The following is a 22,790-nucleotide window of genomic DNA, read 5'->3' as shown; positions in this document are numbered from 1 at the left end:
AGATCAGGCTCCACCTAAAGCATCGATTTTCAATTGAATGATTTGCGCGAGCGGATCCGGGCCCAGGGCCTTGACGGCGCTTTCCCATTCGGCCTTGGCCTGGTCGGCCTTGCCCTGCGCGGCGAGGATGTCGCCGCGGCGGTCGGCATACAGGCCGGCAAAGGACTCCGGAGGATTGTTCAGCTGCGCCAGGGCCTGGTCGTATTGCTTTTGTTCGAGCAGCACGCCGGCCAGCCGCAGGCGCGCCAGCGGCAGCAGCGAGGCGTCCTTGCCATGGCGCGTCAGCCATTCGAGCTGTTCGCGCGCGCCGTCGACGTCGGCGCGCGCCTCGAGGGCCTTGGCGGCGATCAGCACGCCGCGCGAGGTATAGCCGGAATCGGGGAAATCCTGGCGCAGGGTGCCGCTGGCCGCCTTGATGCGGGCCACGGCGTCTTCGCCCTGCTGCCCCGCCGCGCCTTCCAGGGCTTCGAAATACCCCATGGCCTGCGTCGCCTTGTGCTGCTGGTACCACTGCCAGCCGCGCCAGCCCACGATGGCGGCCACGACGACGAACACCAGGACGACGCACAGCGTGCCATAGCGGTCCCACCATGCCCGGAGCGCATCCAGTTTTTCCTGTTCTTCCAAATCGTATGCCATGCTTCTCAAACCCTATTTTTCAAAACTGTCGTCAAGCGATCGAACCCGACCGACTCCTGTTGCGGCTGTTCGCCGGCGTCTTCCTGCCGCAGCCATTTGACGCTGGCCGAGTCCGAGGCGAGTTCGTCGTCGCCCAGGATGACCGCCGCCTTCGCGCCGCTGGCATCGGCCCTTCTGAACTGGGACTTGAACCCCGAGGAACCCGCATGCACGATGACCCGCAGGCCGGCGTCGCGCAGCTCTTCGGCCAGCAGCGCGGCGCGCCTTTGCGCCGCCTCGCCCTGGTGGATCATGTAGACCTGGCATTCGGGCGGCGCCTCGGCCTCGCCCGCCTGCGAGCAGAGGTCCAGCAGGCGTTCCATGCCGATGGCGAAACCGACGGCGGGGGCCGGCTTGCCGCCCAGCAATTCGATCAGGCCGTCATAGCGGCCGCCGCCGCATACGGTGCCCTGCGCGCCCAGCCGATCGGTGACCCACTCGAACACGGTGAGATTGTAGTAGTCCAGCCCGCGCACCAGCCTGGGGTTGAGCCGGTACGCGATGCCGGCATCCTGCAGGCGTTCGCATACGCCCTGGAAATGCGCCAGCGACGCCTCCCCCAGGAAGTCGAACAAACGCGGCGCGTTGTCGGCCATGGCCTGCATGGCGGGATTCTTGGTGTCCAGCACGCGCAGCGGATTGGTGTACATCCGGCGCAGGGCTTCCTCGTCGAGCACGCTCTTGTGCTGCTCCAGGTATTCGATCAGGGCGGCGCGGTGCGCGGCGCGCTCATGCGCCTGGCCCAGGGAATTGAGTTCCAGCCGGATGTCGGCCAGGCCCAGCAGCTTCCAGAGGCGGGCCAGCATGACGATGAGTTCGGCATCGACGTCGGGGCCGGCGAAGCCCAGGGCCTCGACGTCGATCTGGTGGAACTGGCGGTAACGGCCGCGCTGCGGCTTTTCATGGCGGAAGACCGGACCCAGCGCATACACGCGCTGCGGCCGCTCGTACAGCATGTTGTGCTCGATGCACGCGCGCACCATGCCCGCCGTGAATTCCGGGCGCATGGTGAGCTGTTCGTCGTTCAGGCTGTCCGTGAAAGAATACATTTCCTTTTCGACGATGTCGGTGACTTCGCCGATGCCGCGGGTGAAGAGCCGGGTGTGCTCCAGCACGGGGGTGCGCATGTTGCGGTAGCCGTAGCCGGCGAGCCAGTCGCGTACGGTTGCTTCGAGCCCTTCCCACTGGGCGCTCGTGTCGGGTAGTACATCTTTCATGCCCGTCAGGGCGCGGACCTTTTGAAACGACTGCGTCATAAATGATTCTGGTTATTGGTTACCCGCTCCGTAGCGGCGTTCGACATATTGCTCGACGATCAGCTGGAATTCCTCGGCGATGGAATCGCCCTTAAGGGTGACGCTGCGTTCGCCGTCGATGTAGACGGGCGCGGAGGGGATTTCCCCCGTGCCCGGCAGGCTGATGCCGATGTCGGCGTGGCGGCTTTCGCCCGGCCCGTTCACCACACAGCCCATCACCGCGACGTTCATGGTCTCGACGCCCGGATAGCGCGTCTTCCAGACCGGCATCTGCCGGCGCAGATAGGCCTGGATGCTGTCGGCGAGTTCCTGGAAGACCGTGCTGCTGGTGCGCCCGCAGCCCGGGCAGGCCACCACCATGGGCGTGAAGGCGCGCAAGCCCATGCTTTGCAGGATTTCCTGGGCCACGATGACTTCGCGGGTCCGGTCGCCGCCCGGCTCGGGCGTGAGCGAAATGCGTATGGTGTCGCCGATGCCCTGCTGCAGCAGCACCGCCAGCGCCGCCGTCGAGGCCACGATGCCTTTGCTGCCCATGCCGGCTTCGGTCAGCCCCAGGTGCAGGGGGTAATCGCAGCGCGCGGACAGGTCCCGATAGACGGTGATCAGGTCCTGCACGTGGCTGACCTTGCACGACAGGACGATGCCGTTGGGCGACAAGCCGAGTTCCTCGGCGCGCCGGGCGTTGCTGATGGCCGAGACGACCAGCGCGTCGCGCATGACGGCCTGGGCGTCCCAGGGCTGCGCCCTTTTGCTGTTGTCGTCCATCATGCGGGCCATGAGCTCGTGGTCCAGGCTGCCCCAGTTCACGCCGATGCGCACCGGTTTTTCGTAGCGGCAGGCGACTTCGATCATCTGCGCGAAATTGTCGTCGCGTTTTTTCCCGCCGCCCATGTTGCCGGGGTTGATCCGGTACTTGGACAAGGCCTGCGCGCACTCGGGGAATTGCCCCAGCAGCTTGTGCCCGTTGTAATGGAAGTCGCCCACCAGCGGCACCGACACCCCCATGCGGTCGAGCTGCTCGCGGATGGCGGGCACTTCGCGCGCCGCTTCCGGCGTGTTCACGGTGATGCGCACGAGCTCGGAGCCGGCCTGCGCCAGTTCCTTGACCTGGATGGCCGTCGCGATGGCGTCGACCGTATCGGTGTTGGTCATGGACTGCACCACCACGGGCGCGTCGCCGCCCACCCGCACGATGCGGCCGCCCCACTCCACTTGCACCTGGCGCGTGGGGCGGCGCGGCGCCGCGCCCACCGGCAGGGGCGCGCGTACCGGTTCGAGGTCGGAATGATCGGTCATGTCTTGAGGGATTTCAGCCAGTCGAAAATCAGCCATGAATCGGGCACCCAGCCCCGTTCGATGGCGTAGAAGCCGGCGACGAACAATAATATCAGGATGACGATGATCCACCCCCAGGGGCGGTGCGCCGGCTCGCCCTGGATGGAGAGGTCGGTGGGGCCGAGCGAATTGGCGCTGGTGATGGGCACGGCCTTGGGCGCGGTGCTTCCCACCTGGGCGTCGAGCATGACCAGCAGCGCGTCGACGTCGGCTTCCAGGAAGCGGGCGTAATTCTTGACGAAGCCGCGCAGGGACATCCCGCCGGGCAGGCGGTCCCATTGTTCGGTCTCCAGCGCTTCGAGCTGGCGATGCGAAAACTTGAGCCGCGCCGAGACCTCGGCCGGCGTATAGCCCTTGGCCTGCCTGAGGTGGCGCAAGGTGGCGCCGACGCCCATGGCGGCCGTCGCGGCCGGCGCTTCGGGCTGGGCTTCTTCTTTCAGTAAAGGTTGTGTCATCCACGCTCCTGTTTTATTTCAATGACCGCGCGGTCGGGCAGACGCTCGTTGATGCGCGTTCGATCCTTGACGTCGCCCGCCAGTTGCCCGCAAGCCGCGGCAATGTCGTCGCCGCGCGTCTTGCGGACCGTCGTCACGATGCCGGCGTCCATGAGCCGCTGCGCGAAGAGACGGACGCGCGGCGCAGGCGAGCGCTTCAGGCCCGACTGCGGAAACGGATTGAATGGAATCAGATTGAATTTGCAACGCACCTGTTCCGCAATAGTAATCAATTCGCGGGCATGCTGGTCGCCGTCGTTGACGCCGTCGAGCATGATGTATTCGAAAGTGATGAAGTCGCGCGGAGCATGTTCGAGATAGCGGTTGCAGGCCGCCAGCAGTTCGGACAGCGGGTGCTTGCGGTTGAGCGGCACCAGGCGGTCGCGCAAGGCATCGTTGGGCGCATGCAGGGATACCGCCAGCGCCACCGGGCAGTCGTGCGCCAGGCGGTCCATCATGGGCACGACGCCGGAGGTGGAGACCGTGACGCGCCGGCGCGACAGCCCGTATGCGTTGTCGTCGAGCATCAGGCGCAGCGCGCCCAGCACCTGATCGTAATTGAGCAGGGGCTCGCCCATGCCCATCATCACCACATTGGTGACGATGCGCGAGGGTTCGCCCGCGGACGGCTGCCCGATGCGGGCGGCGTCGGGTTCGGCCGCCAGGGCGCGCCGCGCATGCCAGAGCTGGCCGATGATCTCGGCCGTCGTGAGATTGCGGTTGAAGCCCTGGTAGCCCGTGGAACAGAACGGGCAGGCCACCGTGCAGCCCGCCTGGCTGGATATGCACAGGGTGCCGCGGTCGTCTTCGGGAATGAACACCGCTTCGACGGCGTTGTTCTTGCCCACGTCGAAGAGCCATTTGCGGGTGCCGTCCGCGGAGCGCTGCTCGGCCGACACCGGCGGGACATGGACCGAGCAGCGTTCCGCCAGCTGCAGGCGGAAATCCCGCGCCAGGTCGGTCATCCGGTCGAAGGAATCCTCGTTGCGCTGGTGCACCCAGCGCATCAGCTGCTTGGCGCGGAACGGCTTGCAGCCCCATTGCCCCAGCAGTTCGGCCAGGGCGGATGAGTCCAGGCCCAGGAGATTGACGGATTCGGTGGATGACATGGCTTGGTCGCGGGAAATGGCGCGGTCCCGTCAGGGATCAACGGCTATAGATGTTGCTTTCGGGAAAGAAGAAGGCGATTTCGACGGCCGCGGTTTCGGAGGCGTCGGAGCCGTGCACGGCGTTGGCGTCGATGCTGTCGGCGAAATCGGCGCGGATGGTGCCCGCGGCCGCCTTCTTGGGATCGGTGGCGCCCATCAGGTCGCGATTCTTCTGGATCGCGTTTTCACCTTCGAGCACTTGCACGAACACCGGGCCCGACACCATGAAGTCGACCAGATCCTTGAAGAAGGGACGCTCTTTGTGGACAGCATAGAAGCGCTCCGCGTCGGCGCGCGACAATTGCTGCAGGCGGGCGGCGACGACTTTCAGGCCGGCCTGCTCGAAGCGGGCGACGATCTGGCCGATGACGTTCTTGGCGACTGCGTCGGGCTTGATGATGGAAAGGGTGCGTTCAATAGCCATGTAGAATCCAAAGTGTTAAAAAGAAAGGTTGTCGACACATTGCCTTGCCAAAAATAGCGCGGGCGGTACGCAGCCGCCACGCCAGCCACGATAACCAAACATGGGGCGAACATGGACCAAGCATGGGGCGCGATAACGCATCAAGCCACGCTGAAAACAAAAGTTTTCCAGTAAAAACAATGACTTTGGCAAAGTTTATGTTAACCGGGCATTTTAGCACGCCAAAGCGGGCCCGCTCCATCATAAAATACCGGACACCCGGCCCGCGGGCCCCAGAGCATCTTATTTGTACATCATGACAACGAATCGCGCATCGACCGAATCCGAACAACTCTCGAAAAGCTTCGAACCCCAGGAAATAGAAACACGCTGGTACGCCGAATGGGAACGCCGGGGCCATTTTGCGGGAGGCCGGCACGTCGAGCCCGCGAACCCCGCCGAAAGCCGCCCCTTCGTCGTCCAGTTCCCGCCGCCCAACGTCACCGGCACCCTGCACATGGGCCATGCCTTCAACCAGACGGTCATGGACGGCTTGGTCCGCTATCACCGCATGCGCGGCGACGACACCGTGTTCATTCCCGGCACGGACCACGCCGGCATCGCCACCCAGATCGTGGTCGAACGCCAGCTCGACGCCCAGAACATCTCGCGCCACGACCTCGGCCGCGAAAAATTCGTGGAAAAGGTCTGGGAATGGAAGCACAAGTCCGGCAACGCCATCACCGAACAGTTCCGCCGCCTGGGCTCATCGTGCGACTGGTCGCGCGAATACTTCACCATGGACGAAAACCTGTCGCGCGGCGTGGTCGAGACCTTCGTCCGCCTGCATGAGCAGGGGCTCATCTACCGCGGCAAGCGCCTGGTCAACTGGGACCCGGTCCTCGGCACGGCGGTGTCCGACCTGGAAGTGGTCAGCGAGGAAGAAGACGGCTCCATGTGGGAGATCCGCTACCCGCTGGCGGCGCCGGCGGGCGGCCTGACCCACCTGGTGGTGGCCACCACCCGCCCCGAGACCATGCTGGGCGACGTGGCCGTCATGGTGCACCCCGAAGACGAGCGCTACGCCCACCTGATCGGCCGGCAGGTCATCCTGCCCCTGGTCGGCCGCCGCATCCCCGTCATCGCCGACGACTACGTCGACCGCGAGTTCGGCACCGGCGTGGTCAAGGTGACCCCGGCCCACGATTTCAACGACTACGCCGTCGGCCAGCGCCATCAGCTGGAATCCATCAGCATCCTGACGCTGGACGCCAAGATATCCGGCGAGGCGCCCGAGGCCTATCGCGGCATGGACCGCTTCGACGCGCGCAAGCGGATCGTGGCCGATCTCGAAGCCCAGGGCCTGCTGCAAAGCGTCAAGCCGCACAAGCTGATGGTCCCGCGCGGCGACCGCACCGGCACCGTCATCGAGCCCATGCTGACCGACCAGTGGTTCGTGGCCATGAGCAAGCCCGCGCCCGAGGGCTCCATCAGCCCGGGCAAAAGCATCACCGACGTCGCGCTCGAAGTCGTCGCCGACGGCCGCATCAAGTTCTACCCGGACAACTGGACCACCACCTACAACCAGTGGCTGGAAAAAATCCAGGACTGGTGCATTTCGCGCCAGCTGTGGTGGGGCCACCAGATCCCGGCCTGGTACGCGGAAGACGGCCGCATCTTCGTCGCACGCAACGAAGAAGACGCCATCCGGCAGGCGCGCGCCGCGGGCGTCCAGGGCCCGCTCACGCGCGACCCCGACGTGCTCGACACCTGGTTCTCGTCGGCGCTGGTGCCCTTCACCGACCTGGGCTGGCCCGAACAGAATCCCGACCTGGACCGCTACCTGCCCTCCAGCGTGCTCGTCACCGGCTTCGACATCATCTTCTTCTGGGTCGCTCGCATGGTCATGATGAGCATGCACATGACCGGCAAAGTGCCCTTCCACACGGTCTACGTCCATGGCCTGGTCTGCGACATGGACGGCAAGAAAATGAGCAAGTCCAAGGGCAACACCATCGACCCGGTGGATCTCATCGACGGGGTCGGCCTGGAGGCCTTGCTGGAAAAACGCACCAGCGGGCTGATGAACCCCAAGCAGGCGGCAAGCATCCGCAAGAAGACCAGCAAGGACTATCCCAACGGCTTCCCCGCCTACGGCACCGACGCCCTGCGCTTCACCATGGCGGCCTACGCGACCCTGGGCCGCAACATTAATTTCGACCTCAAGCGCTGCGAGGGCTATCGCAACTTCTGCAACAAGCTCTGGAACGCCACGCGCTTCGTGCTGATGAACACCGAGTCGCACGCGCTGCACGACCAGGCCGGCCAGGCGGAATCGTCGTTCGCGGACCGCTGGATCGTCAGCCGGCTGCAGCGGCTCGAAGCCGACGTCGAACGCGGCTTCGCGGACTACCGCTTCGACAACATCGCCAACGCCATCTACCATTTCGTCTGGGACGAATACTGCGACTGGTATCTGGAAATGGCCAAGGCGCAGATCCAGCACGGCGGCGCGGCCCAGCAGCTGGGCACGCGCCGCACCCTCATCCGGGTGCTGGAAACCGTGCTGCGGCTGGCGCATCCCATCATTCCGTTCATCACCGAAGAGCTGTGGCAGAAGGTATCGGTGGTGGCCGGCAAGCGCCGGCCCGGTCAGGAAATCAGCTTGTGCGTCCAGCCTTATCCGGTCGCCAACCCGGATTTCATCGATGAAGCCGCCGAGGCGCGGGTCGCGGGCCTGAAGGCGCAGATCGAAGCGGTGCGCGCGCTGCGCGGCGAAATGAATCTGTCGCCGGCGCAACGGGTGCCGTTGATCGCGCAGGGGGAAGCCGGGATGCTGGCGGAAAACAGCATGTATCTCACGGCGCTCGCCAAACTGGAAGGCGTGGAAATCGTCGACCGGCTGCCGGACATCGGCGCGCCGGTCCAGGTCGTGGGTTCGGCGCAGCTCATGCTGCGGGTCGAGATCGATGTGGAGGCCGAGCGGCTGCGTCTGGGCAAGGAGATCGAGCGCCTGGAAAACGAAATCGCGAAGGCCAACGGGAAGCTGTCGAACGCCAGTTTCATGGAGCGCGCGCCGCTCGCGGTGGTCGAGCAGGAAAAGGCGCGGGTGGCGCAGTTCGGCGAAACGCTGGCGAAAGTCCGGGAGCAGATGGCCAGGCTGCCGGCCTAAGGATTGGATTGCGGGGCGACGGCGCGGCCAGGGCCTGTTGACGCCAAAAGGTCGGCGGCGCTGGCCTTAGGCCGATACGCCGCGCCGTTGGGCGGTCAGGCCATTCCGCCGCCCAGCCCCTTCAAGAATTCTTCGTCGGCCCTCGACAGCAGCCCCGCCTCCCGAGCGGCAAGTATCAGGTCCGGGCGCCGCGCAGCCGTGAGCGCCAGCGACTGCCGCCTGCGCCACGCGGCGATGTTCGAATGGTGCCCGGACAACAGTTCCGCTGGAACCGACAGCCCCTGGTGGCATTCGGGACGCGTATAGTGCGGGCTGTCCAGCAAGCCCGTGAGCGCCTGGTTGAAAGAATCCTGCCTTGCCGACTCCGCGTCGTTCAGCACGCCGGGCAGCAGCCTGACGACGCTGTCGATGATCGCCAGCGCCGCGATCTCCCCCCCCGACAGCACGAAGTCGCCCATTGAAATTTCGTCCGTCACGCAGCGGTCGATGAAACGCTGGTCCACCCCCTCATAGCGCCCGCAGACCAGGATCGCCCCCGCGCCCCGGGCCATGTCCTCGGCCAGCGCCTGGTTATAGCGCCGGCCCGTGGGGCTCATGAGCACGACCGGCACCGAATCGCCGTCGGCGCGGCCGGCGCGGGCCGCCCGCACTGCGTCTTCCAGGGGTTCGGCCAGCATCACCATGCCGGGCCCGCCTCCGTAAGGGCGGTCGTCGACCGTGCGATGCGCATCATGGGTGAAGTCGCGCGGATTCCACAGGCCGATGGACCAGACGCCCTGCTTGCGGGCGCGACCCGTCACGCCCAGCTCGCTGACGACGGAAAACATATCGGGGAACAGACTGACGACGTCGAAACGCATGGCCGGCTCCGTCAGAACTCGACCGGCCAGTTGCTTTCCAGTCGCTTGTGCGGAAGATCCACGGTATGGACGTGGGCGGCGACGAAAGGAACCAGGACTTCCTTGATCTTGCCCTTCTCGGTCAATACCGGAACGAGCTCGCCGCGTTCATCCTCGGTATGGCGCTGCACCTGCAGGACGGCGTGCGCGCCGTTGTCGATGACGTTGGCGACGATGCCGATCAGGAGCGGGCCGCCCTCATGCTCGCCGAACAGCCGGCAGCCGACCAGATCGATCCAATAGTATTCGTCTTCCCCGGCGGCGGGAAATTCGCTGCGGGGAATCCAGACGGTGTGCGCCTTCAGGGCCTCGGCCAGATTGCGGTCGGACAGGTTTTCCAGTTGCGCGACCACCGTGTCGGCGTGGGCGCGCGAGTTGACCACCTGGTAAGGCACGGCAACGGGCAAAGCGCCCAGCCTTCCCGGGGGAAGGGGCGCTCTCAGCCACCAGGTCTTTGCCGCCAGCAAAGCTTCGGCGTCGCTCGAATGGGGCTGGACTTTTATCAGCCCCCTCACGCCATATGCCGCAACGACGCGGCCAAGCTCCACCAGGTCTTCGGGCATTGTCATGCCGCGAAGCCGTATCAGGCGGCGGCCTTGGCCGAAAATTCCTTGACGAGGCGAGCCACGGCAGGCGACAGTTGCGCGCCGTTGTCGGTCCAGTGCTGAACGCGATCCAGGGCGATGCGCAGGCTCTCCTGGCCTTCGTTGGCTACGGGGTTGTAAAAGCCCACGCGCTCGATAAAACGTCCATCGCGACGATTACGCGAGTCGGCGGCTACAACGTTGTAAAACGGACGCTTCTTCGAGCCACCGCGGGCTAGACGAATCACAACCATGGTAATCCTTTGAAAATATTGTGAAAAACAAAAGATTCTAGCATTCTTGGGCGGGGTTCCGCAAACCAAACAATGCCGAACCGGTCAATAGTAAGGGAAAAGCAACACTGTCGGGTGTTTCAGCGGCGGCGCAGAAAATGCACCGCGCCGGACTCGGTTTCGATCTGGGCCTCCAGGGCATTGCCCGTCTGCTTGGCGAAGGCCTGGAAGTCCCGCAGGGCATGGGCATCGGTCGTGATGACCTTCAGCACCTGCCCGGACGCGAGCTGGGCCAGCGCCTTCTTTGCCCGCAAAATGGGCAAAGGGCATTTCAGCCCGCTGGCGTCGACCTCGAGGTCGGCCGGCGGCGGCGCGGGTTGGAAGGCGTCCGGCATGGCGGGCCGCCCTCAGGCCAGGCGCTCGCGCACCCAGGCCTCGACGCCGGCCGTGGCGCCCGCCAGCGCGGCGACGTCGGTGCCGCCGCCCATGGCCATGTCGGGCCGGCCGCCGCCCTTGCCGCCGACCTGCGCGGCCACCATGCCCACGAGTTCGCCCGCCTTGACCTTGGAGGTCAGGTCGGACGTCACACCGGACACCAGGCTGATCTTGTCGTCCGCCACGGCGGCCAGCAGCACCACCGCAGACTTGAGCTTGTCTTTGAGCTGGTCGACCATGCCCCGCAGCGCCTTGGGATCGACGCCGGCCAGATTGGCCACCAGCAGCTTCGCGCCGCCGTCCAGGGCGATGGCCTGGCCGGCCAGGTCGTTGCCCGCCGATGCGGCCAGCTTGCTCTTCGCCTGGTCCAGGTCACGCTCGAGCTGCTTCATTTGGGTCTGGAGCAAGGCGATGCGGTCCACCAGCTCGGCAGGCTGCGCGCGCAGCAAGCCCGCCGCGCGCAGCAAGGTGCCGTTCGTTTGCTGCACCCAGGCAAGGGCGTTGTCGCCGGTGATGGCTTCGACGCGGCGCACGCCGGCGGCCACGCCGCCTTCCGACACGATCTTGAACAAGCCGATGTCGCCGGTGCGCGCGACGTGCGTGCCGCCGCAGAGCTCGCGCGAGAAGCCGATGTCGAGCACGCGGACTTCGTCGCCGTATTTTTCGCCGAACAGCGCCACCGCCCCGCCCTGCACCGCTTCGTCATAAGACATGAGCCGGGCTTGCGTGGCGTGATTGGAAAGGACTTCGGCATTGACGATGCGTTCGACTTCGGCGATTTGCTCCGGGGTCATGGGGGCATCGTGCGCGAAGTCGAAGCGGGTCTTGTCGGCATCGACCAGCGAGCCGCGCTGCTGCACATGGCCGCCCAGCACCTGGCGCAACGCCTTGTGCATCAAGTGGGTGGCCGAGTGGTTGCGCACCGTGCGGGCCCGCTGCGCGATGTCGACCTGGGCGTCCACCGCGTCGCCCACCTTGAGCCCGCCTTCCACCATGCGGCCATGGTGGCCGAATACGGCGCTCTGTATTTTTTGGGTGTCCTGCACTTGGAAGCGGGCCGCGCCGGAGCGCAGCACGCCGGTATCGCCCACCTGGCCGCCCGATTCCGCATAGAAGGGCGTGGCGTCGAGCACCACGATGGCGTCCTGGCCGGCGGCGATGGCATCGACGGACGTGCCGTCGACGTACAGCGCCGTGACCTTGCCCTGCGCCTGCAGGCGCTCGTACCCTTCGAAGCGGGTAGCCACCCCGCTGTAGGACAGCCCTTCGGCGGCCTTGAATTTGCCGGCGGCGCGAGCCTGTTCGCGCTGATGATTCATGGCGGTCTCGAAGCCGTCGAGGTCCACCTGGACATTGCGCTCGCGGCAGATGTCGGCGGTCAGGTCGACCGGGAAACCGTAGGTGTCGTACAGGGTGAATAGCGTCTGGCCGTCCAGCACGCCGTTTTCGGGTACGCCGGCCAGCGCGGCGTCGAGGATCTTCATGCCGTGCTCCAGCGTTTCGCTGAAGCGCTCTTCTTCTTGCTTGAGCACCTGCTCCACGCGCGCCTGTTGGGCGGCGAGTTCGGGATAGGCGGCGCCCATTTCCTTGACGAGGTCCGCCACCAGGCGGTGGAAGAAGACCCCCGACTGCCCGAGCTTGTGGCCATGGCGCAGGGCCCGGCGGATAATGCGGCGCAGCACGTAACCGCGCCCTTCGTTGCTGGGGATCACGCCGTCGACGATCAGGAAGCTGCAGGCGCGGATGTGGTCGGCGATGACCTTGAGCGAGTTGTTGTTCAGGTCGGTGGCGCCGGTTTCGCGCGCCGCGGCCTTGATCAGCGCCTGGAAGAGATCGATTTCGTAGTTGGAATGCACGTGCTGCAGCACGGCGGCGATGCGCTCCAGGCCCATGCCGGTATCGACACAGGGCTTGGGCAGGCGCGGCATGTTGCCTTGCGCGTCGCGTTCGAACTGCATGAACACCAGGTTCCAGATCTCGATGTAGCGGTCGCCGTCTTCTTCGGGCGAGCCCGGGGGGCCTCCCCAGACTTCCGGGCCGTGGTCGTAGAAGATTTCGGAACACGGGCCGCAGGGGCCGGTGTCGGCCATCTGCCAGAAGTTGTCGGACGCATAGCGGGCGCCCTTGTTGTCGCCGATGCGCACGATACGCTCCGCCGGCACGCCGATTTCCTTGGACCAGATGTCATAGGCTTCGTCGTCTTCGTGGTAGACGGTGACCCAGAGCTTTTCCGCCGGCAGCTCGTACACCGTGGTGAGGAGTTCCCAGGCATGGTGTATGGCGTCGCGCTTGAAGTAGTCGCCAAAGCTGAAGTTGCCCAGCATCTCGAAGAAGGTGTGGTGCCTGGCGGTATAGCCCACGTTTTCCAGGTCGTTGTGCTTGCCGCCGGCGCGCACGCAGCGCTGCGCGCTGGTCGCCCTGCTGTACGGCCGCGTTTCCTTGCCGGTGAATACGTCTTTGAACTGCACCATGCCCGAGTTCGTGAACAGCAAGGTGGGGTCGTTGCCCGGCACGAGCGATGACGATGGCACGACCTGATGCCCCTTCGATTCAAAGAAGGACAGGAACTTCTGACGTATTTCTGAGGTCTTCATTGCGGAACGACGCTGGTTGATGGGTAACCAGTAATTATAGAGGCATAAAAAGCGTTTTGCGCAAAAGCGATCCAGCCGTTGCGCAGCGGAAAACGGCTGGAAAAATTCAGGCGCCCTTGAGCGAACCGTCGATGAGGTAAGTGGCGCGCAGGTCGGCTTCGTCGCAATTGGGCGCGCCGTCAACGCGGTCCACGATGATGAAGTCGCCCTGGCGGTCCAAGGTGGTCAAGGGGTGGTGCCAAGTGCCCGCGCGGTAATTCACGCCCTGGCTACCGCTTGCGCGGAATGCCCGCAAGCCTGTTTCGTCGGGCCGGCCGTCGGGCCCGTTGGGCGCCACCACGACGAGGAAGGCGGTTTGCGTGCAGGGTATCCAGGCCTGGCTGCCGGCCGGGTGGCGTTCCAGCATGGACACGAAGACCGGATAGCTGAAGGCCTGGCCGCGCGCCATGCTGATGCCCGGGCGCCCGCCTTCCGGGCCGGCGTCTATGGGAGCGAGGTGGTGGTAGCGGCGTGTGGTGCCACCGTTGATGGGATGCCAATCGCTGCCTTCGATTTCGATGACCTCGCCGAAAGGCGCGAACGCTTCCTTGCTAAGCATTTCCAGTTTCAGGATATTCATTGCCCGCCCTTGTTGCCGATGACGCATGCGCGCCTGCCGAACCGGGCCGCGCCCGTAGCGGCATGATCGCCCGCCGGTCATGCCGTGTCAACCACGCCCCATGCCGCGGGCCGCGCCGGCCACGCCCTGGCGCCGCGGCCGGCGCGCCGCCGGGATCAATCCACGCACAGATACCCCTGTGTCCGCCCTTCCGGGAAAGCCTGGGGGCCGCTGTCGGAGATCTGGACCAGATAGGTGGCGGGCGGGCACGAGCATGAGCCGGTCAGCGGATTCGCCGTCGCCATCCCGCTGCTGTTGGCGCAGCCCCAGAACTGATTGATCGAGAACCCCCCGCCGCCCGCGCGGCTGGCCGCGCGCCAGGCTCCGTTGCGGCACATCAGCAAGCCTTTTTCGGGGTCGCGCGTGAAGGCGCCGTCCGCCGCGCAGGCCTGGTGCATGGCGCCGCCCGCCTCCATGCGCAAATAGCCCCCGAGGTCCAGGCCCGCGCCCACCCGCAGTTCGCCGGCCACGCCGGCGTCGGCGCGGAAGTCGGGATCTCGCAAGTCGCCGACCCGCAGGTATTCGAACTCGCGCAGATGCTCGCGCGTGACCGCCATGGCCACCGAGCCGGGGGCCAGCGCCGGCCCGGGCCACGAGGGATTGCCGAAACGGAAGGCGGGGCCCTGTATCCATTCCGGGCGCCGCGCGCTCACCGCCGCCCCCCACCCCTTGCTGGACAGAAGCCATTGGGCCACCATGTGCTCGTCGACCTGGCCCGAAGACCGCCGCAGGAAAGGCTGCTTGCTGTGGACCAGGCCCTCGACGTGGCAGCCCGGCCCCGGGCATGCGCCCTGCCGCAGGACCTTGATCGAGGCGCCGCCGCCCGGGGATACGTGCTCCGGAAAGCCCTGGGAGAGCAGGCGGTCCGCCTTGAGCTCATGCAGTTCCGGCGCCGACCAATCGGCATACCCGTGCGCGCCAAGGGCGGCCCGGTCTTCGGCGTGCGCGATCACGGGGCCGTATCGCTCCAGATAGCTGTGCAGGGCCTGGCGGACGGACAGCATCCAGGCCGCGCCGGACTGGGCAAGGGCTTCGTCCATGCGGTGCGCGAGCGTGCCCGCGCCCCATGCGGCAAGCAGGGTCGCCACGGCGGCCACCAGCATCAGCTCGACCAGCCCCAGCCCGCGTTGGCTTGCCATGGCCTCAGCCGGCGGTGAACACGAAGGTGTTCACGTCGCCCTTGGCGCAGCGGGATTCCGCCGCCAGGGCGCTGTACAGGACGGTGTCGCTTTTGATCACGGTGGCCCCCTGCCCGCCCGGCGCGACCGTCATGCTGTCCGACACCCGTTGCAGGATGGAAGCGATGGACGGGCAGGCGGCATTGTGGACCTTGGACAGCGTGATGGAGAACGACGCGCCGGCTTCCTCGGCCGCCACGCTGACCTGTCCTTCGCCGCCCAGCCCGTGCAGCACTTTCAGGGTGGAGCCTTCGCCGGACACCGCGAATATGCTGGAGTCGCGGACCAGGTTCGCGAAGTTCGCCGTATCGATGCCCTGGTAAGGCGCGGCGGTGGCGTTCGAGGCGTTCACCTTGGTCTGGAGGATGAAGCGCGCGATTTCCTCGCCCACCTTGGGGACTTTGTTTTCGACCACATAGGCGCCTATGGCCGGCACGCCGATGATGGCCAGCAGGAGCACGATGGCGGTGACGATCGAGACTTCGATCAGGGACAGACCCTGCTGGCTGGACTTGACGAGGGAATGGGACTGGATGGCGGACATGGAGGTCTCCTGGGAAATGACGCGCGCCTTCATTGGCTTGCGTAGAAAATCATGAGGGAACGGCGCAGTTCGTCGACGACGGCGTAGTGCCACAAGGCGAGCGCCAGCAGGCAGCCGAGGCAGGACAGCAAGATGCACCAGCGCAGGACCGCGGCGCGGCGCGCCAGCGTATCGAGGACGTGGCCGCGCAGGCGCTCGGCGCCCAGCCGCAGGCCCGCGCGCAAGCCGCGCGCCATGGCCATGTCGCTGAAGAACCAGAACAGCTCGCGGTCCATCAGGCCGCTGTCGAAGGTATCCGGGCCCGCGAGCCCGGAATCGATGCGCGCCAGCATGGCGTCTATGTGCCCGGCGAGCCATGGGCTCGCGCCCAGCTTCTGCATGGCCAGGGCCGTGCGCAGGGGCAAGGGCCCGGCCTCGTCGCCGTCGAGCAATATGGCCTGGAAGTTGAGGAAGCGCAGTGCCTGGACGTCCCGGTACAGGCGCCACGGCATGTGCCGGTCGAGCTTGCGGCGCAGCCTGCCGCCCAGGTTCGGAATAGACCACAGCAGCAGCGCGCCGCCGCCGGCCCCCAGCACGGCCAGCAGGGGCCAGTGCGCCTGCAGCAGGCCGGCAAGCGCCGACAGCGCCTGCGTGCGGGGGCCGTGGAAGGACGCCGGAACCGCGGCGAAAGCCTGCAGCAGCCCCGGCAGGGTGTACAACGGCACGGCCGCCAGCATGCTTGCGAGCAGCGCCATGGCGATCACCGAAGACCACAGCGTGGACGACAATATCCTGCCGGCCTGCTCGGCCAGGCGCTGCGCGCCGGACAAGGCCGCGAGCGTCTCGGCCAGGGCGGCGTTGCCGTGGGCCTGGGCGGTGCGGATCAAGGCGAGTTCGGAGGGCGAAAAACAGCCGGCCCAGGTGGCGTGGAGGTCGCCGCCCGCCGCCTGGAAGCCGTGCAGCCAGGCCTGGGACAAGCGGCCCCTGAGGCTGGATCGCCCGTGGCGCCGGGCGTCGTGCAGAAAGATGTCGCGCAAGGTGCGCGCCCCTTGCATGCCGGACAGCAAGGCCGCCAGGTACTCGTAATAGTCCGCGCGCCGGCCGGCGAAGCGCCAGCAATCGATGCGATGCATGAGCGCTTGCGCCGATGCGCCCAGAAAGGGAAAGTTCATGAGGCCACCTTCAAGCCAGGAAGAACCGCCGGGCGGCCGTGCGCGGCGCGGCGCATGGCCTCGGTTTCGAAGGCGTGGAAGCGCGCCTCGATGTCGCGCGGGTCGATCAGGCCCCGGCGGGCCTTGGATACGGCGGCGTCCATGGCGCTGAGCGCCGGGCCCGGCGCGAGGTCGGGCTCGTAGAGCTCGGCGGCAATGGCGCGGCCCGCGTAGCCATGGAGCTGCGGCGGCCGCCCCTGCCTGCAGGACTCGCAGCCGCGCGCATTGCGGACCCGGTATGGGTCCAGGTCGCGCCCATACAGCGCCTGGAACAGGCCCAGCCATTCGGGCCATGGCATGCCCGAAGGGTGCGCCCGGCCTTGGGCATCGGTGCGCAGCAAGGACGACATGGGCAAGGCGCAGTGCGGGCACAGCAAGGGCAGGAGGGCCTGGAAGACCAGCAGCTTGAGCATGCCCGGCGCGGCCAGGAATTCGCGCGGCACGCCGATGAAATCGGATGCCAGCCGGTCGGGGATGCGCTGGGCCGAGGGGGCGTGCACGGTGGTGTAGACGTTGACGCCCGACCCCGCGAGATCCATGAAGGCGCGCCCGGTTTGAGGGTCGCGGACCTCGCCGAGCAGCACGTCGGTCATGGCGGAGCGCTTCAGGGACCTGAGCTTGGCGGCGAAGCCCGCATGCGTCTCGGTGTCGAGATGGCGCGCGATGGTGTTCTGGATGGCGCCGGGTATGCGGTATTCGACCGGGTCTTCGATCGTGACGACCTTGCGGTGCGGCGGCAGGCCGGCGATGAGGGAGGCCAGACTGGTGGACTTGCCCGAGCCCACCACGCCCGCGATGACGACGGCCCCGCTTTCGGACAGCATCACGCGGCGTATGCTGCGCACCTGCTCGGGCAGATAGCCCAGCTGTTCAAGCGTGGGCAGATCCGCGCCGGCATCGTGCTGCACGCGCAGGCAGACGCTGGGCCCGGCGTCCGCCGCCAGGGACGACCAGCGCAGCACGATGCGCCTGCCGTCCACCTGCCGCAGCAGCCCGCCCTGCTGCTCGATGCCCGGGTCGAAGACCGCGCCGTTGCCGCCCTGGATGTCCATCCAGGCCACGGACAGCATGTCGAACAGCGTGCTGGTGGGCAGGCGCCGGAACCGCTCCGGCGCGAGATACCGGCCGGCCACGGTGTACTTGATTTCGGATTCGGCCTCGCCCTGCCGCACATTGAGGTGGATGTCGCTCGCACCGTTGCGCACGCCCCATTCGATGATGTCCTGGAAGGCTTCGGCCGGCGCGGTGCGCGCGGCGCCGCCGCCGGCGCCCGCCGCGAGGCCGAGCGCCTGGCCGGTGATCTGCCGCCGCGAGACGGCCAGCAGCAGCGGCGCCGCCAGCACGTAGCGGGACGGAGAGGCCAGCATGCCGCCCCGCGCGCGGATGCGGCGGACGAGCTCGTCGGCCTGATCGCTGCCGACGTGTTCCGCGAGCGCGAAGACGGCCACGGACTTGTCTTCCAGCAGCACCGGCACCAGCCGCCCCGCCAGCGCCTCGACGTCGAACTCATTGCCCAGGGCATGCATGAAGCGCGGCTTCAGCCTTGCCAGGTCGTCGGGGCCGCTGATGACCACGGCCGACGCGGAGTCGAACCTGGGCGCGGGCGCGTCGTGCAGAGGCGTGTCCGGCCCGCCCCGGCGCCACGGTAGCAGGCGGCTCATGGCCGGGCCGCCCACAGCCCCGGCCGCAGGCATAGCGTCTGGCTGTCGCCGGCGCGTTCCAGATGGACGCAGGAGCCCGAGATGCCGCGCAGCAGGTAGGTGCCGGGGCCGGCCTTGCCGCCCACGGGCAGCGCCTGGCCGCGCATGTAGATGTGGCTGCGCGCGCCGATGACGACCTCGGCGAGCAGTTTCTTGCCCACCCCGTAGATGGCCGCCACGTGCAACGCGGGGCTGCCGCCGCCGGCGGCGGGGGCTTCCAGCGGCGGACCCGCGGCGTTCAAACGCTGCCTGGCCTGCTTGCGCGCCAGCTCGGCATCCAGGTGCATGAGTTCGCGCACGCTCATTTCCGCCGATGCCATGTCGGCCGCCGCGAGGCAGTGGCTTGCGGCCAATGCCAGCGCCAGCGCCGCCGCAAGTTCAAGGCCCCGGCGCCGGCGTGGCGCCGGAGCCCTTGGCGGCGCCGTCGGCCGCCCCGCGAGGGGTGAATGGGCCATTGCTGATTTCATAGATTGCTCCTTCGAGAGTCAAGGTCAGGCCGCTGTGCGTTAGCGTGGGCCGGTCGGCCGCGCCGAGGACGAGTTCAGCTTTATCCCAGGCCACATGAGCCGTGTGAGGCAAAAGCAGCGCCGCCGAGCGCAAGGGCCCCACGGCCCGCAAGGCGCGCCGGTGATAGACCGGCAGGCCGGCGGGCCGGGGCAAGGGCCTGCCGTCGGGATCCGTCGGCGCCGCGACGGGCAGCGCGGCCGTCGCGGCAACATGCAGCTGCGCGAAGCCCGGCTTGATGGCCTGAAGCGCGCTGATGAGCGCGCGTTCGTTCTCGTCCACCGTCGCCAGGCGGTGGTGCGCCAGCGCCCCGCCCCGCGACGGCAGCTGCCAGCCGGCCCCGGCGTGTTCGGTGGGCGTGAATTCGACGGCCCATTCCGGCTGCGCCTGTTCGAGGAAAGTCTGGTTGCTGGCCGGCCGTCCCGCCCGCTCGAAGCGCGCCTTGCACCGCCAGTTCGAGGCCAGGGGCAGGCATTCGGCCTTGGTGAGTTTCCAGCCGCCCACCCAGAGCGGCAGCGCGTACAAGGTATCGAGCAGCGCCTGCGTGCCCGGCACGCCGTGCAGCACCCGGCCCGCGGCGGACTGGACGACCGCCTGGCGCCATGCGGCGGCCGGATCGATGCCCGGAGCGCCGGACCCCGCCGCCGGCCCACCCGGCTGCATGAACGCCCACAGCCGCGGCCCCAGGACGGCGACCAGCAGCGCCAGCACGAAGTACCGCAGCGGCCGGGGCAGCAGGGGCCGCCAGCGCCGCAAGGGCTGCAAACGGCTTTCGGGCGCGCACGCCGAACCGAGCGCCGCGAGATCGGGCGCAGCGGGCGCGCCGGGTTCGCCCAGCAACTGGAGCCGGGGGAAGGCGGGCCGCAATTCGTCCAGGAAGCGGACGGCGTCATGGCGGGCGCGATACAGCCTGTCGCTGCGCGAAACGACGATGCCGTCGTGGACGGCGGCCAGCCAGCAGCCCCGGCCGTCCAGTTCGAGCAGCATGGCGTAGCTGCCTTGCGGGTACAGCTGCGCCAGGTTCTGGGCGGCGGAGTACAAGAGCCCTTGCCCCCGCCCGGCTTTCATGGCCAGCAGGCCCACGGCCGCCGGCGGCGCGCCCGCCAGCAGCCAATGGCCGGCGCGATGCCGCCGCGCCAGCCGCCGCCCGCCCTGCGCCGCCTTGCGGCCGACCAGCGGAAACCAGTCCAGCCCGAAGACCAGGCCCGCGTCGGGCAGCGGCAGTATGAAAGTTTCCGTCATGGCGCCCCCTTCAGTAGCCTTCCTCGACTTGCGCGGAGACCATCATGATGGTGGTCAAGTGCTGCGCGGAAGCGCGGTCGGCGCCGCCCAGCGCCAGGGGAATGCCGGGATTCAGCCGCCTGCCTTCGGTTTCCTCGACCGTGCGGTCGAAGCCCGAGATCAGGACGGGCTGGCCGGGCTGCAGCGCGACCTGCTGCACCGTGCCGTTGCCGTCTATGGTGATCTGTTGCAGCTGAAGGGGGTTTTCCTTGTCGCCGAAGGTGACGGACTTCAAGGGCTGGGCCACGGTGTTGTCATAGGCGACGGATAGCAGGATCTGGCCGTCTTCCTGGGCGTCGGGAACGAGCGTGAGAAGCGAGCCCACGGTTTCTTCGCGCTGGCTGACGGAAACGGAAGGCAGGGCCAGGCCGGCGGCGGCGCCCAGCGCCGTGGTCTCCACCCGGTCGATGTAGGAAAAAGTGGTGCGCACGGCATGGGTGACGGGCCGCCGATTGAGGGTGAGCACGGGCATGCTGCTGCGCCTCACCACCTTGCCGACCTCGTTCAGGGCCTTGATCACGGCTTCGGACCCGGCGAAGGGGCCCTGGTCCAGGCGCGCGCCCAGCGCGCCGCCCACGACGCCCGAGCCCGGCGCCACCAGCGTGGCGGCCAGCCTGGCGCTGGAGAAAACCAGATTCCAGTCTATGCCCGCTTCGGCGCTGTCGTGCAGCACCACGGTGAATTCCTCGACGATGAGCCGCACCCGGCGGGTGAGCGCGCGGTTTTCCTGTTCCAGGTAGGCGGCGATGCGCGACAAGGCCTCGGGCGTGTCCGTGACCACCACCGTGGAGCCGGCGCCGGGCTCGGCCACGACGATGCCGGCCTGGGTCAGGAAAGGTTCCATGCGTGCGCGCACCACGGAGAAAACGTCTTTCGCGGTGCTGGCCAGCTGCGTTCGGGAGGTGCTGACGAAGCCTTCTGCGGCGGCGGTTCCGCCCTGCCCCAGCGAGGCTTCGGACGTGGCGTCGAGCGTGAGGGCCCGCACGTTGAAGCTGCGGGTTTCCGTGCGGTAGAACTCGATGCGGTCCTGGTGGTAGCGCCACATGATGCCCAGCCTTGCCCCGATGCGGTCGAGGATGCGGGCCAGGGGTTCGGGGCCGCCGCCCGGAGGCAGCAGCGGGGCCGTGGACGCCATGGACGGCACAGCCCCGGAACGGTTCAGGCGCGGCAGGAATGTTTCCGGAGGCAGCAAGGCGTCGGGCCGAACGTGGACGGGGATGTTGGTGGCCGCCGTGATCCGCTGGGCGAGCAGGGTCAGGTCGAGCCCGCCGTCGGCAAACAGCAGGGTGGTGTTCACGTCGGCCCGCAAGGCCGTGGGCAGCACGAGCTCGCGCGCCAGGGGCTGGGCCCGGCCGGCCAGCCAGGGGCGGGGAACGTCCTGGGCGGCGCGCCGGGTTTCGGGGTCGGCGACCGCATCGGCGAACTCGGACTGCTTCCGATGGATGCGGGCGTGCTGGGCGTCGACCGCCGTGGCGATCTGGCGCATGCGGTCGCCGAGCGCGCAGGACGACAGGGAGGCGCCGCCCGCCGCCACGACGGCGAGCCACAGCACCGACCGCGGCAGGGAGCGCGGCGTCATGAGGTTCTCCCGCCGGTGCTGCGGTCGCAGGGCTGGGCGTAAGGCACGATGCGCAGCACTTTGTTGGAATAGAAGCAAGGCTGCAGCGGCCTTTCGCCCAGCTCTGTGGAAGCGAGCAGTTCGCGCACCGCGGACTTGAATTCCGCTTCGAAGCTGGCCGAGCCGGCCAATGGAATGTCGACGTCGACCACCCAGTGCTCGGGCTCGAAGGTCCACCCGGCGCTTTTCGCCCAGCGGTCGAGGGCGGCCCGCATGGTGCGGTCTTGCGGACCGGCCTGGAAGGACGGCGGCGCTTGGGATGGGGGATCGGGAAAGCTGGGCGCCGTCAGGGCGGCGGCGTGCGCCTCGGGCGGGATGGCGTCGGCGGCGTCGGGAGCCGCCGCCGCGGGCGCCGCCGATACGGGCGGCAGGGCCGGCGCAGGCGGCGCGCCGAGGCCGCCCTGCACGCCCTGCACGCCCGGCGCAACCGGCCCGCCGGCGGATTCCGTCGCCATGCGCCGAACGTGGCCGACCAGGGAGCCGCCCCGCAGGACGAGTTCGGGCCAGACGCCGGGCAGGACGACGTAAGGCCCCTGCCGCGTGTAGTCCAGCAGCTGCTCGCCTTCGCCGCCGCGCGCGAAGATGGCGGGAACGGCTTGCGATTCGGAGAACTGCAGCCAGGTCCGGCGGCCGTCGTCGAACACCTGCAGCGGCGCGACCGCGCGGTCGCCCGACAGCCGCCACGCAAAGCTGTAGCGCGCGCCCTGCGCCGGCGCCGCTTGCGGCGCGGATGCGGCTGCGGGCGTGGAGGCGGGCCAGGGCCAGCGCAAGGAAGGCGTACAGGCGGCAAGCGTTGCGCAAGCGAAAAGAACCGCAAGAAATCTGGACATGGCAGTCACCCAAAACAAGATAGCCCGTGCTGCGGATTGCAGTACGGGCTATCTTG

Annotated in this window: 21 protein-coding genes; 1 reads left to right on the top strand and 20 read right to left on the bottom strand. The window is 67.7% G+C overall.

The window, feature by feature from the left end; all coding sequences use genetic code 11:
• Positions 1–3 precede the first annotated feature (3 nt).
• Genes H0A72_RS12905 through ndk form a run of 6 tightly spaced genes read right to left on the bottom strand, consistent with a single transcriptional unit; the run spans position 4 to position 5,335 of the window.
• Positions 4–639, bottom strand: a complete 636-nt coding sequence (locus tag H0A72_RS12905) for a YfgM family protein (RefSeq protein ID WP_180155924.1) — start codon at positions 637–639, stop codon at positions 4–6.
• A gap of 5 nt (positions 640–644) precedes the next feature.
• A complete protein-coding gene (hisS, locus tag H0A72_RS12900; RefSeq protein ID WP_180155922.1) occupies positions 645–1,934 on the bottom strand; it encodes a histidine--tRNA ligase in 1,290 nt (429 codons plus the stop codon).
• A gap of 12 nt (positions 1,935–1,946) precedes the next feature.
• The gene (gene ispG / locus H0A72_RS12895; RefSeq protein ID WP_180155920.1) at positions 1,947–3,230 is read right to left on the bottom strand and encodes a flavodoxin-dependent (E)-4-hydroxy-3-methylbut-2-enyl-diphosphate synthase; all 1,284 of its coding nucleotides are present in this window, start codon (positions 3,228–3,230) and stop codon (positions 1,947–1,949) included.
• On the bottom strand, positions 3,227–3,724 hold the full coding sequence (locus H0A72_RS12890) for a helix-turn-helix domain-containing protein (protein WP_180155918.1): 498 nt from the start codon (positions 3,722–3,724) through the stop codon (positions 3,227–3,229). Before H0A72_RS12890 ends, ispG begins: the two co-directional genes overlap by 4 nt.
• Positions 3,721–4,872, bottom strand: a complete 1,152-nt coding sequence (gene rlmN / locus H0A72_RS12885) for a dual-specificity RNA methyltransferase RlmN (protein ID WP_180155916.1) — start codon at positions 4,870–4,872, stop codon at positions 3,721–3,723. Before rlmN ends, H0A72_RS12890 begins: the two co-directional genes overlap by 4 nt.
• A gap of 37 nt (positions 4,873–4,909) precedes the next feature.
• Positions 4,910–5,335: a nucleoside-diphosphate kinase gene (gene ndk / locus H0A72_RS12880; protein WP_180155915.1), complete on the bottom strand. Its 426-nt coding sequence runs from the start codon at positions 5,333–5,335 to the stop codon at positions 4,910–4,912.
• A 295-nt stretch (positions 5,336–5,630) separates the two neighbouring features.
• Here ndk and H0A72_RS12875 point away from each other — a divergent pair, with 295 nt between their 5' ends.
• The gene (locus H0A72_RS12875; protein ID WP_180155914.1) at positions 5,631–8,486 is read left to right on the top strand and encodes a valine--tRNA ligase; all 2,856 of its coding nucleotides are present in this window, start codon (positions 5,631–5,633) and stop codon (positions 8,484–8,486) included.
• A gap of 95 nt (positions 8,487–8,581) precedes the next feature.
• Here H0A72_RS12875 and trmD read toward each other — a convergent pair whose 3' ends face one another.
• From trmD to H0A72_RS12805, 14 genes are all read right to left on the bottom strand, one after another.
• Complete coding sequence (gene trmD / locus H0A72_RS12870; RefSeq protein WP_180155912.1) at positions 8,582–9,346, bottom strand: tRNA (guanosine(37)-N1)-methyltransferase TrmD; 765 nt, start codon at positions 9,344–9,346, stop codon at positions 8,582–8,584.
• An 11-nt stretch (positions 9,347–9,357) separates the two neighbouring features.
• On the bottom strand, positions 9,358–9,954 hold the full coding sequence (gene rimM, locus H0A72_RS12865) for a ribosome maturation factor RimM (protein WP_180155910.1): 597 nt from the start codon (positions 9,952–9,954) through the stop codon (positions 9,358–9,360).
• 14 nt (positions 9,955–9,968) lie between these two features.
• Entirely contained in the window at positions 9,969–10,223 is a 255-nt protein-coding gene (rpsP, locus tag H0A72_RS12860; protein ID WP_180155908.1) for a 30S ribosomal protein S16, read from the bottom strand.
• A 119-nt stretch (positions 10,224–10,342) separates the two neighbouring features.
• Positions 10,343–10,597 (bottom strand): sulfurtransferase TusA family protein, encoded by a 255-nt coding sequence (locus H0A72_RS12855; RefSeq protein WP_180155906.1) that lies wholly within the window; start codon positions 10,595–10,597, stop codon positions 10,343–10,345.
• 12 nt (positions 10,598–10,609) lie between these two features.
• Positions 10,610–13,231, bottom strand: a complete 2,622-nt coding sequence (alaS, locus tag H0A72_RS12850) for an alanine--tRNA ligase (protein ID WP_180155904.1) — start codon at positions 13,229–13,231, stop codon at positions 10,610–10,612.
• Positions 13,232–13,337: 106 nt separating this feature from the next.
• Positions 13,338–13,850: an ureidoglycolate lyase gene (locus H0A72_RS12845; RefSeq protein WP_180155902.1), complete on the bottom strand. Its 513-nt coding sequence runs from the start codon at positions 13,848–13,850 to the stop codon at positions 13,338–13,340.
• 155 nt (positions 13,851–14,005) lie between these two features.
• Complete coding sequence (locus H0A72_RS12840; protein WP_180155900.1) at positions 14,006–15,028, bottom strand: hypothetical protein; 1,023 nt, start codon at positions 15,026–15,028, stop codon at positions 14,006–14,008.
• Positions 15,029–15,032: 4 nt separating this feature from the next.
• The gene (locus tag H0A72_RS12835; protein WP_180155899.1) at positions 15,033–15,611 is read right to left on the bottom strand and encodes a type 4 pilus major pilin; all 579 of its coding nucleotides are present in this window, start codon (positions 15,609–15,611) and stop codon (positions 15,033–15,035) included.
• A gap of 29 nt (positions 15,612–15,640) precedes the next feature.
• Entirely contained in the window at positions 15,641–16,762 is a 1,122-nt protein-coding gene (locus tag H0A72_RS12830; protein ID WP_180155896.1) for a hypothetical protein, read from the bottom strand.
• A complete protein-coding gene (locus H0A72_RS12825; RefSeq protein WP_180155894.1) occupies positions 16,759–18,462 on the bottom strand; it encodes an ATPase, T2SS/T4P/T4SS family in 1,704 nt (567 codons plus the stop codon). The genes H0A72_RS12830 and H0A72_RS12825 overlap by 4 nt, the downstream gene beginning before the upstream one ends.
• Positions 18,459–18,821, bottom strand: coding sequence for a hypothetical protein (locus H0A72_RS12820; protein WP_180155892.1), 363 nt, complete (start codon positions 18,819–18,821; stop codon positions 18,459–18,461). The genes H0A72_RS12825 and H0A72_RS12820 overlap by 4 nt, the downstream gene beginning before the upstream one ends.
• A gap of 58 nt (positions 18,822–18,879) precedes the next feature.
• Complete coding sequence (locus H0A72_RS12815) at positions 18,880–20,247, bottom strand: hypothetical protein (protein WP_180155890.1); 1,368 nt, start codon at positions 20,245–20,247, stop codon at positions 18,880–18,882.
• Between the two features lie 10 nt (positions 20,248–20,257).
• A complete protein-coding gene (locus H0A72_RS12810) occupies positions 20,258–21,865 on the bottom strand; it encodes a hypothetical protein (protein WP_246437056.1) in 1,608 nt (535 codons plus the stop codon).
• Positions 21,862–22,734 carry a TrbG/VirB9 family P-type conjugative transfer protein gene (locus H0A72_RS12805; protein WP_180155888.1) on the bottom strand — a complete coding sequence of 291 codons (873 nt, stop codon included), beginning with the start codon at positions 22,732–22,734 and terminating at the stop codon, positions 21,862–21,864. Before H0A72_RS12805 ends, H0A72_RS12810 begins: the two co-directional genes overlap by 4 nt.
• Positions 22,735–22,790: the final 56 nt, after the last annotated feature.

It is taken from the genome of Parapusillimonas granuli (assembly GCF_013416525.1).
GTDB lineage: Bacteria > Pseudomonadota > Gammaproteobacteria > Burkholderiales > Burkholderiaceae_B > Parapusillimonas > Parapusillimonas granuli.
This window is presented reverse-complemented; position numbering and strand designations above follow the sequence as displayed.

Excerpts from the sequence above, each read along its gene's own strand:
- trmD (WP_180155912.1), bottom strand. The coding sequence starts at position 9,346 with ATGCGTTTCGACGTCGTCAGTCTGTTCCCCGATATGTTTTCCGTCGTC.
- ispG (WP_180155920.1), bottom strand. The coding sequence starts at position 3,230 with ATGACCGATCATTCCGACCTCGAACCGGTACGCGCGCCCCTGCCGGTG.
- H0A72_RS12840 (WP_180155900.1), bottom strand. The coding sequence starts at position 15,028 with ATGGCAAGCCAACGCGGGCTGGGGCTGGTCGAGCTGATGCTGGTGGCC.
- H0A72_RS12830 (WP_180155896.1), bottom strand. The coding sequence starts at position 16,762 with ATGAACTTTCCCTTTCTGGGCGCATCGGCGCAAGCGCTCATGCATCGC.
- H0A72_RS12890 (WP_180155918.1), bottom strand. The coding sequence starts at position 3,724 with ATGACACAACCTTTACTGAAAGAAGAAGCCCAGCCCGAAGCGCCGGCC.
- H0A72_RS12815 (WP_180155890.1), bottom strand. The coding sequence starts at position 20,247 with ATGACGGAAACTTTCATACTGCCGCTGCCCGACGCGGGCCTGGTCTTC.
- H0A72_RS12845 (WP_180155902.1), bottom strand. The coding sequence starts at position 13,850 with ATGAATATCCTGAAACTGGAAATGCTTAGCAAGGAAGCGTTCGCGCCT.
- H0A72_RS12835 (WP_180155899.1), bottom strand. The coding sequence starts at position 15,611 with ATGTCCGCCATCCAGTCCCATTCCCTCGTCAAGTCCAGCCAGCAGGGT.
- H0A72_RS12805 (WP_180155888.1), bottom strand. The coding sequence starts at position 22,734 with ATGTCCAGATTTCTTGCGGTTCTTTTCGCTTGCGCAACGCTTGCCGCC.
- H0A72_RS12820 (WP_180155892.1), bottom strand. The coding sequence starts at position 18,821 with ATGGCATCGGCGGAAATGAGCGTGCGCGAACTCATGCACCTGGATGCC.
- H0A72_RS12875 (WP_180155914.1), top strand. The coding sequence starts at position 5,631 with ATGACAACGAATCGCGCATCGACCGAATCCGAACAACTCTCGAAAAGC.
- H0A72_RS12905 (WP_180155924.1), bottom strand. The coding sequence starts at position 639 with ATGGCATACGATTTGGAAGAACAGGAAAAACTGGATGCGCTCCGGGCA.
- H0A72_RS12810 (WP_246437056.1), bottom strand. The coding sequence starts at position 21,865 with ATGACGCCGCGCTCCCTGCCGCGGTCGGTGCTGTGGCTCGCCGTCGTG.
- rlmN (WP_180155916.1), bottom strand. The coding sequence starts at position 4,872 with ATGTCATCCACCGAATCCGTCAATCTCCTGGGCCTGGACTCATCCGCC.
- H0A72_RS12855 (WP_180155906.1), bottom strand. The coding sequence starts at position 10,597 with ATGCCGGACGCCTTCCAACCCGCGCCGCCGCCGGCCGACCTCGAGGTC.
- alaS (WP_180155904.1), bottom strand. The coding sequence starts at position 13,231 with ATGAAGACCTCAGAAATACGTCAGAAGTTCCTGTCCTTCTTTGAATCG.
- rimM (WP_180155910.1), bottom strand. The coding sequence starts at position 9,954 with ATGACAATGCCCGAAGACCTGGTGGAGCTTGGCCGCGTCGTTGCGGCA.
- hisS (WP_180155922.1), bottom strand. The coding sequence starts at position 1,934 with ATGACGCAGTCGTTTCAAAAGGTCCGCGCCCTGACGGGCATGAAAGAT.
- H0A72_RS12825 (WP_180155894.1), bottom strand. The coding sequence starts at position 18,462 with ATGAGCCGCCTGCTACCGTGGCGCCGGGGCGGGCCGGACACGCCTCTG.
- ndk (WP_180155915.1), bottom strand. The coding sequence starts at position 5,335 with ATGGCTATTGAACGCACCCTTTCCATCATCAAGCCCGACGCAGTCGCC.
- rpsP (WP_180155908.1), bottom strand. The coding sequence starts at position 10,223 with ATGGTTGTGATTCGTCTAGCCCGCGGTGGCTCGAAGAAGCGTCCGTTT.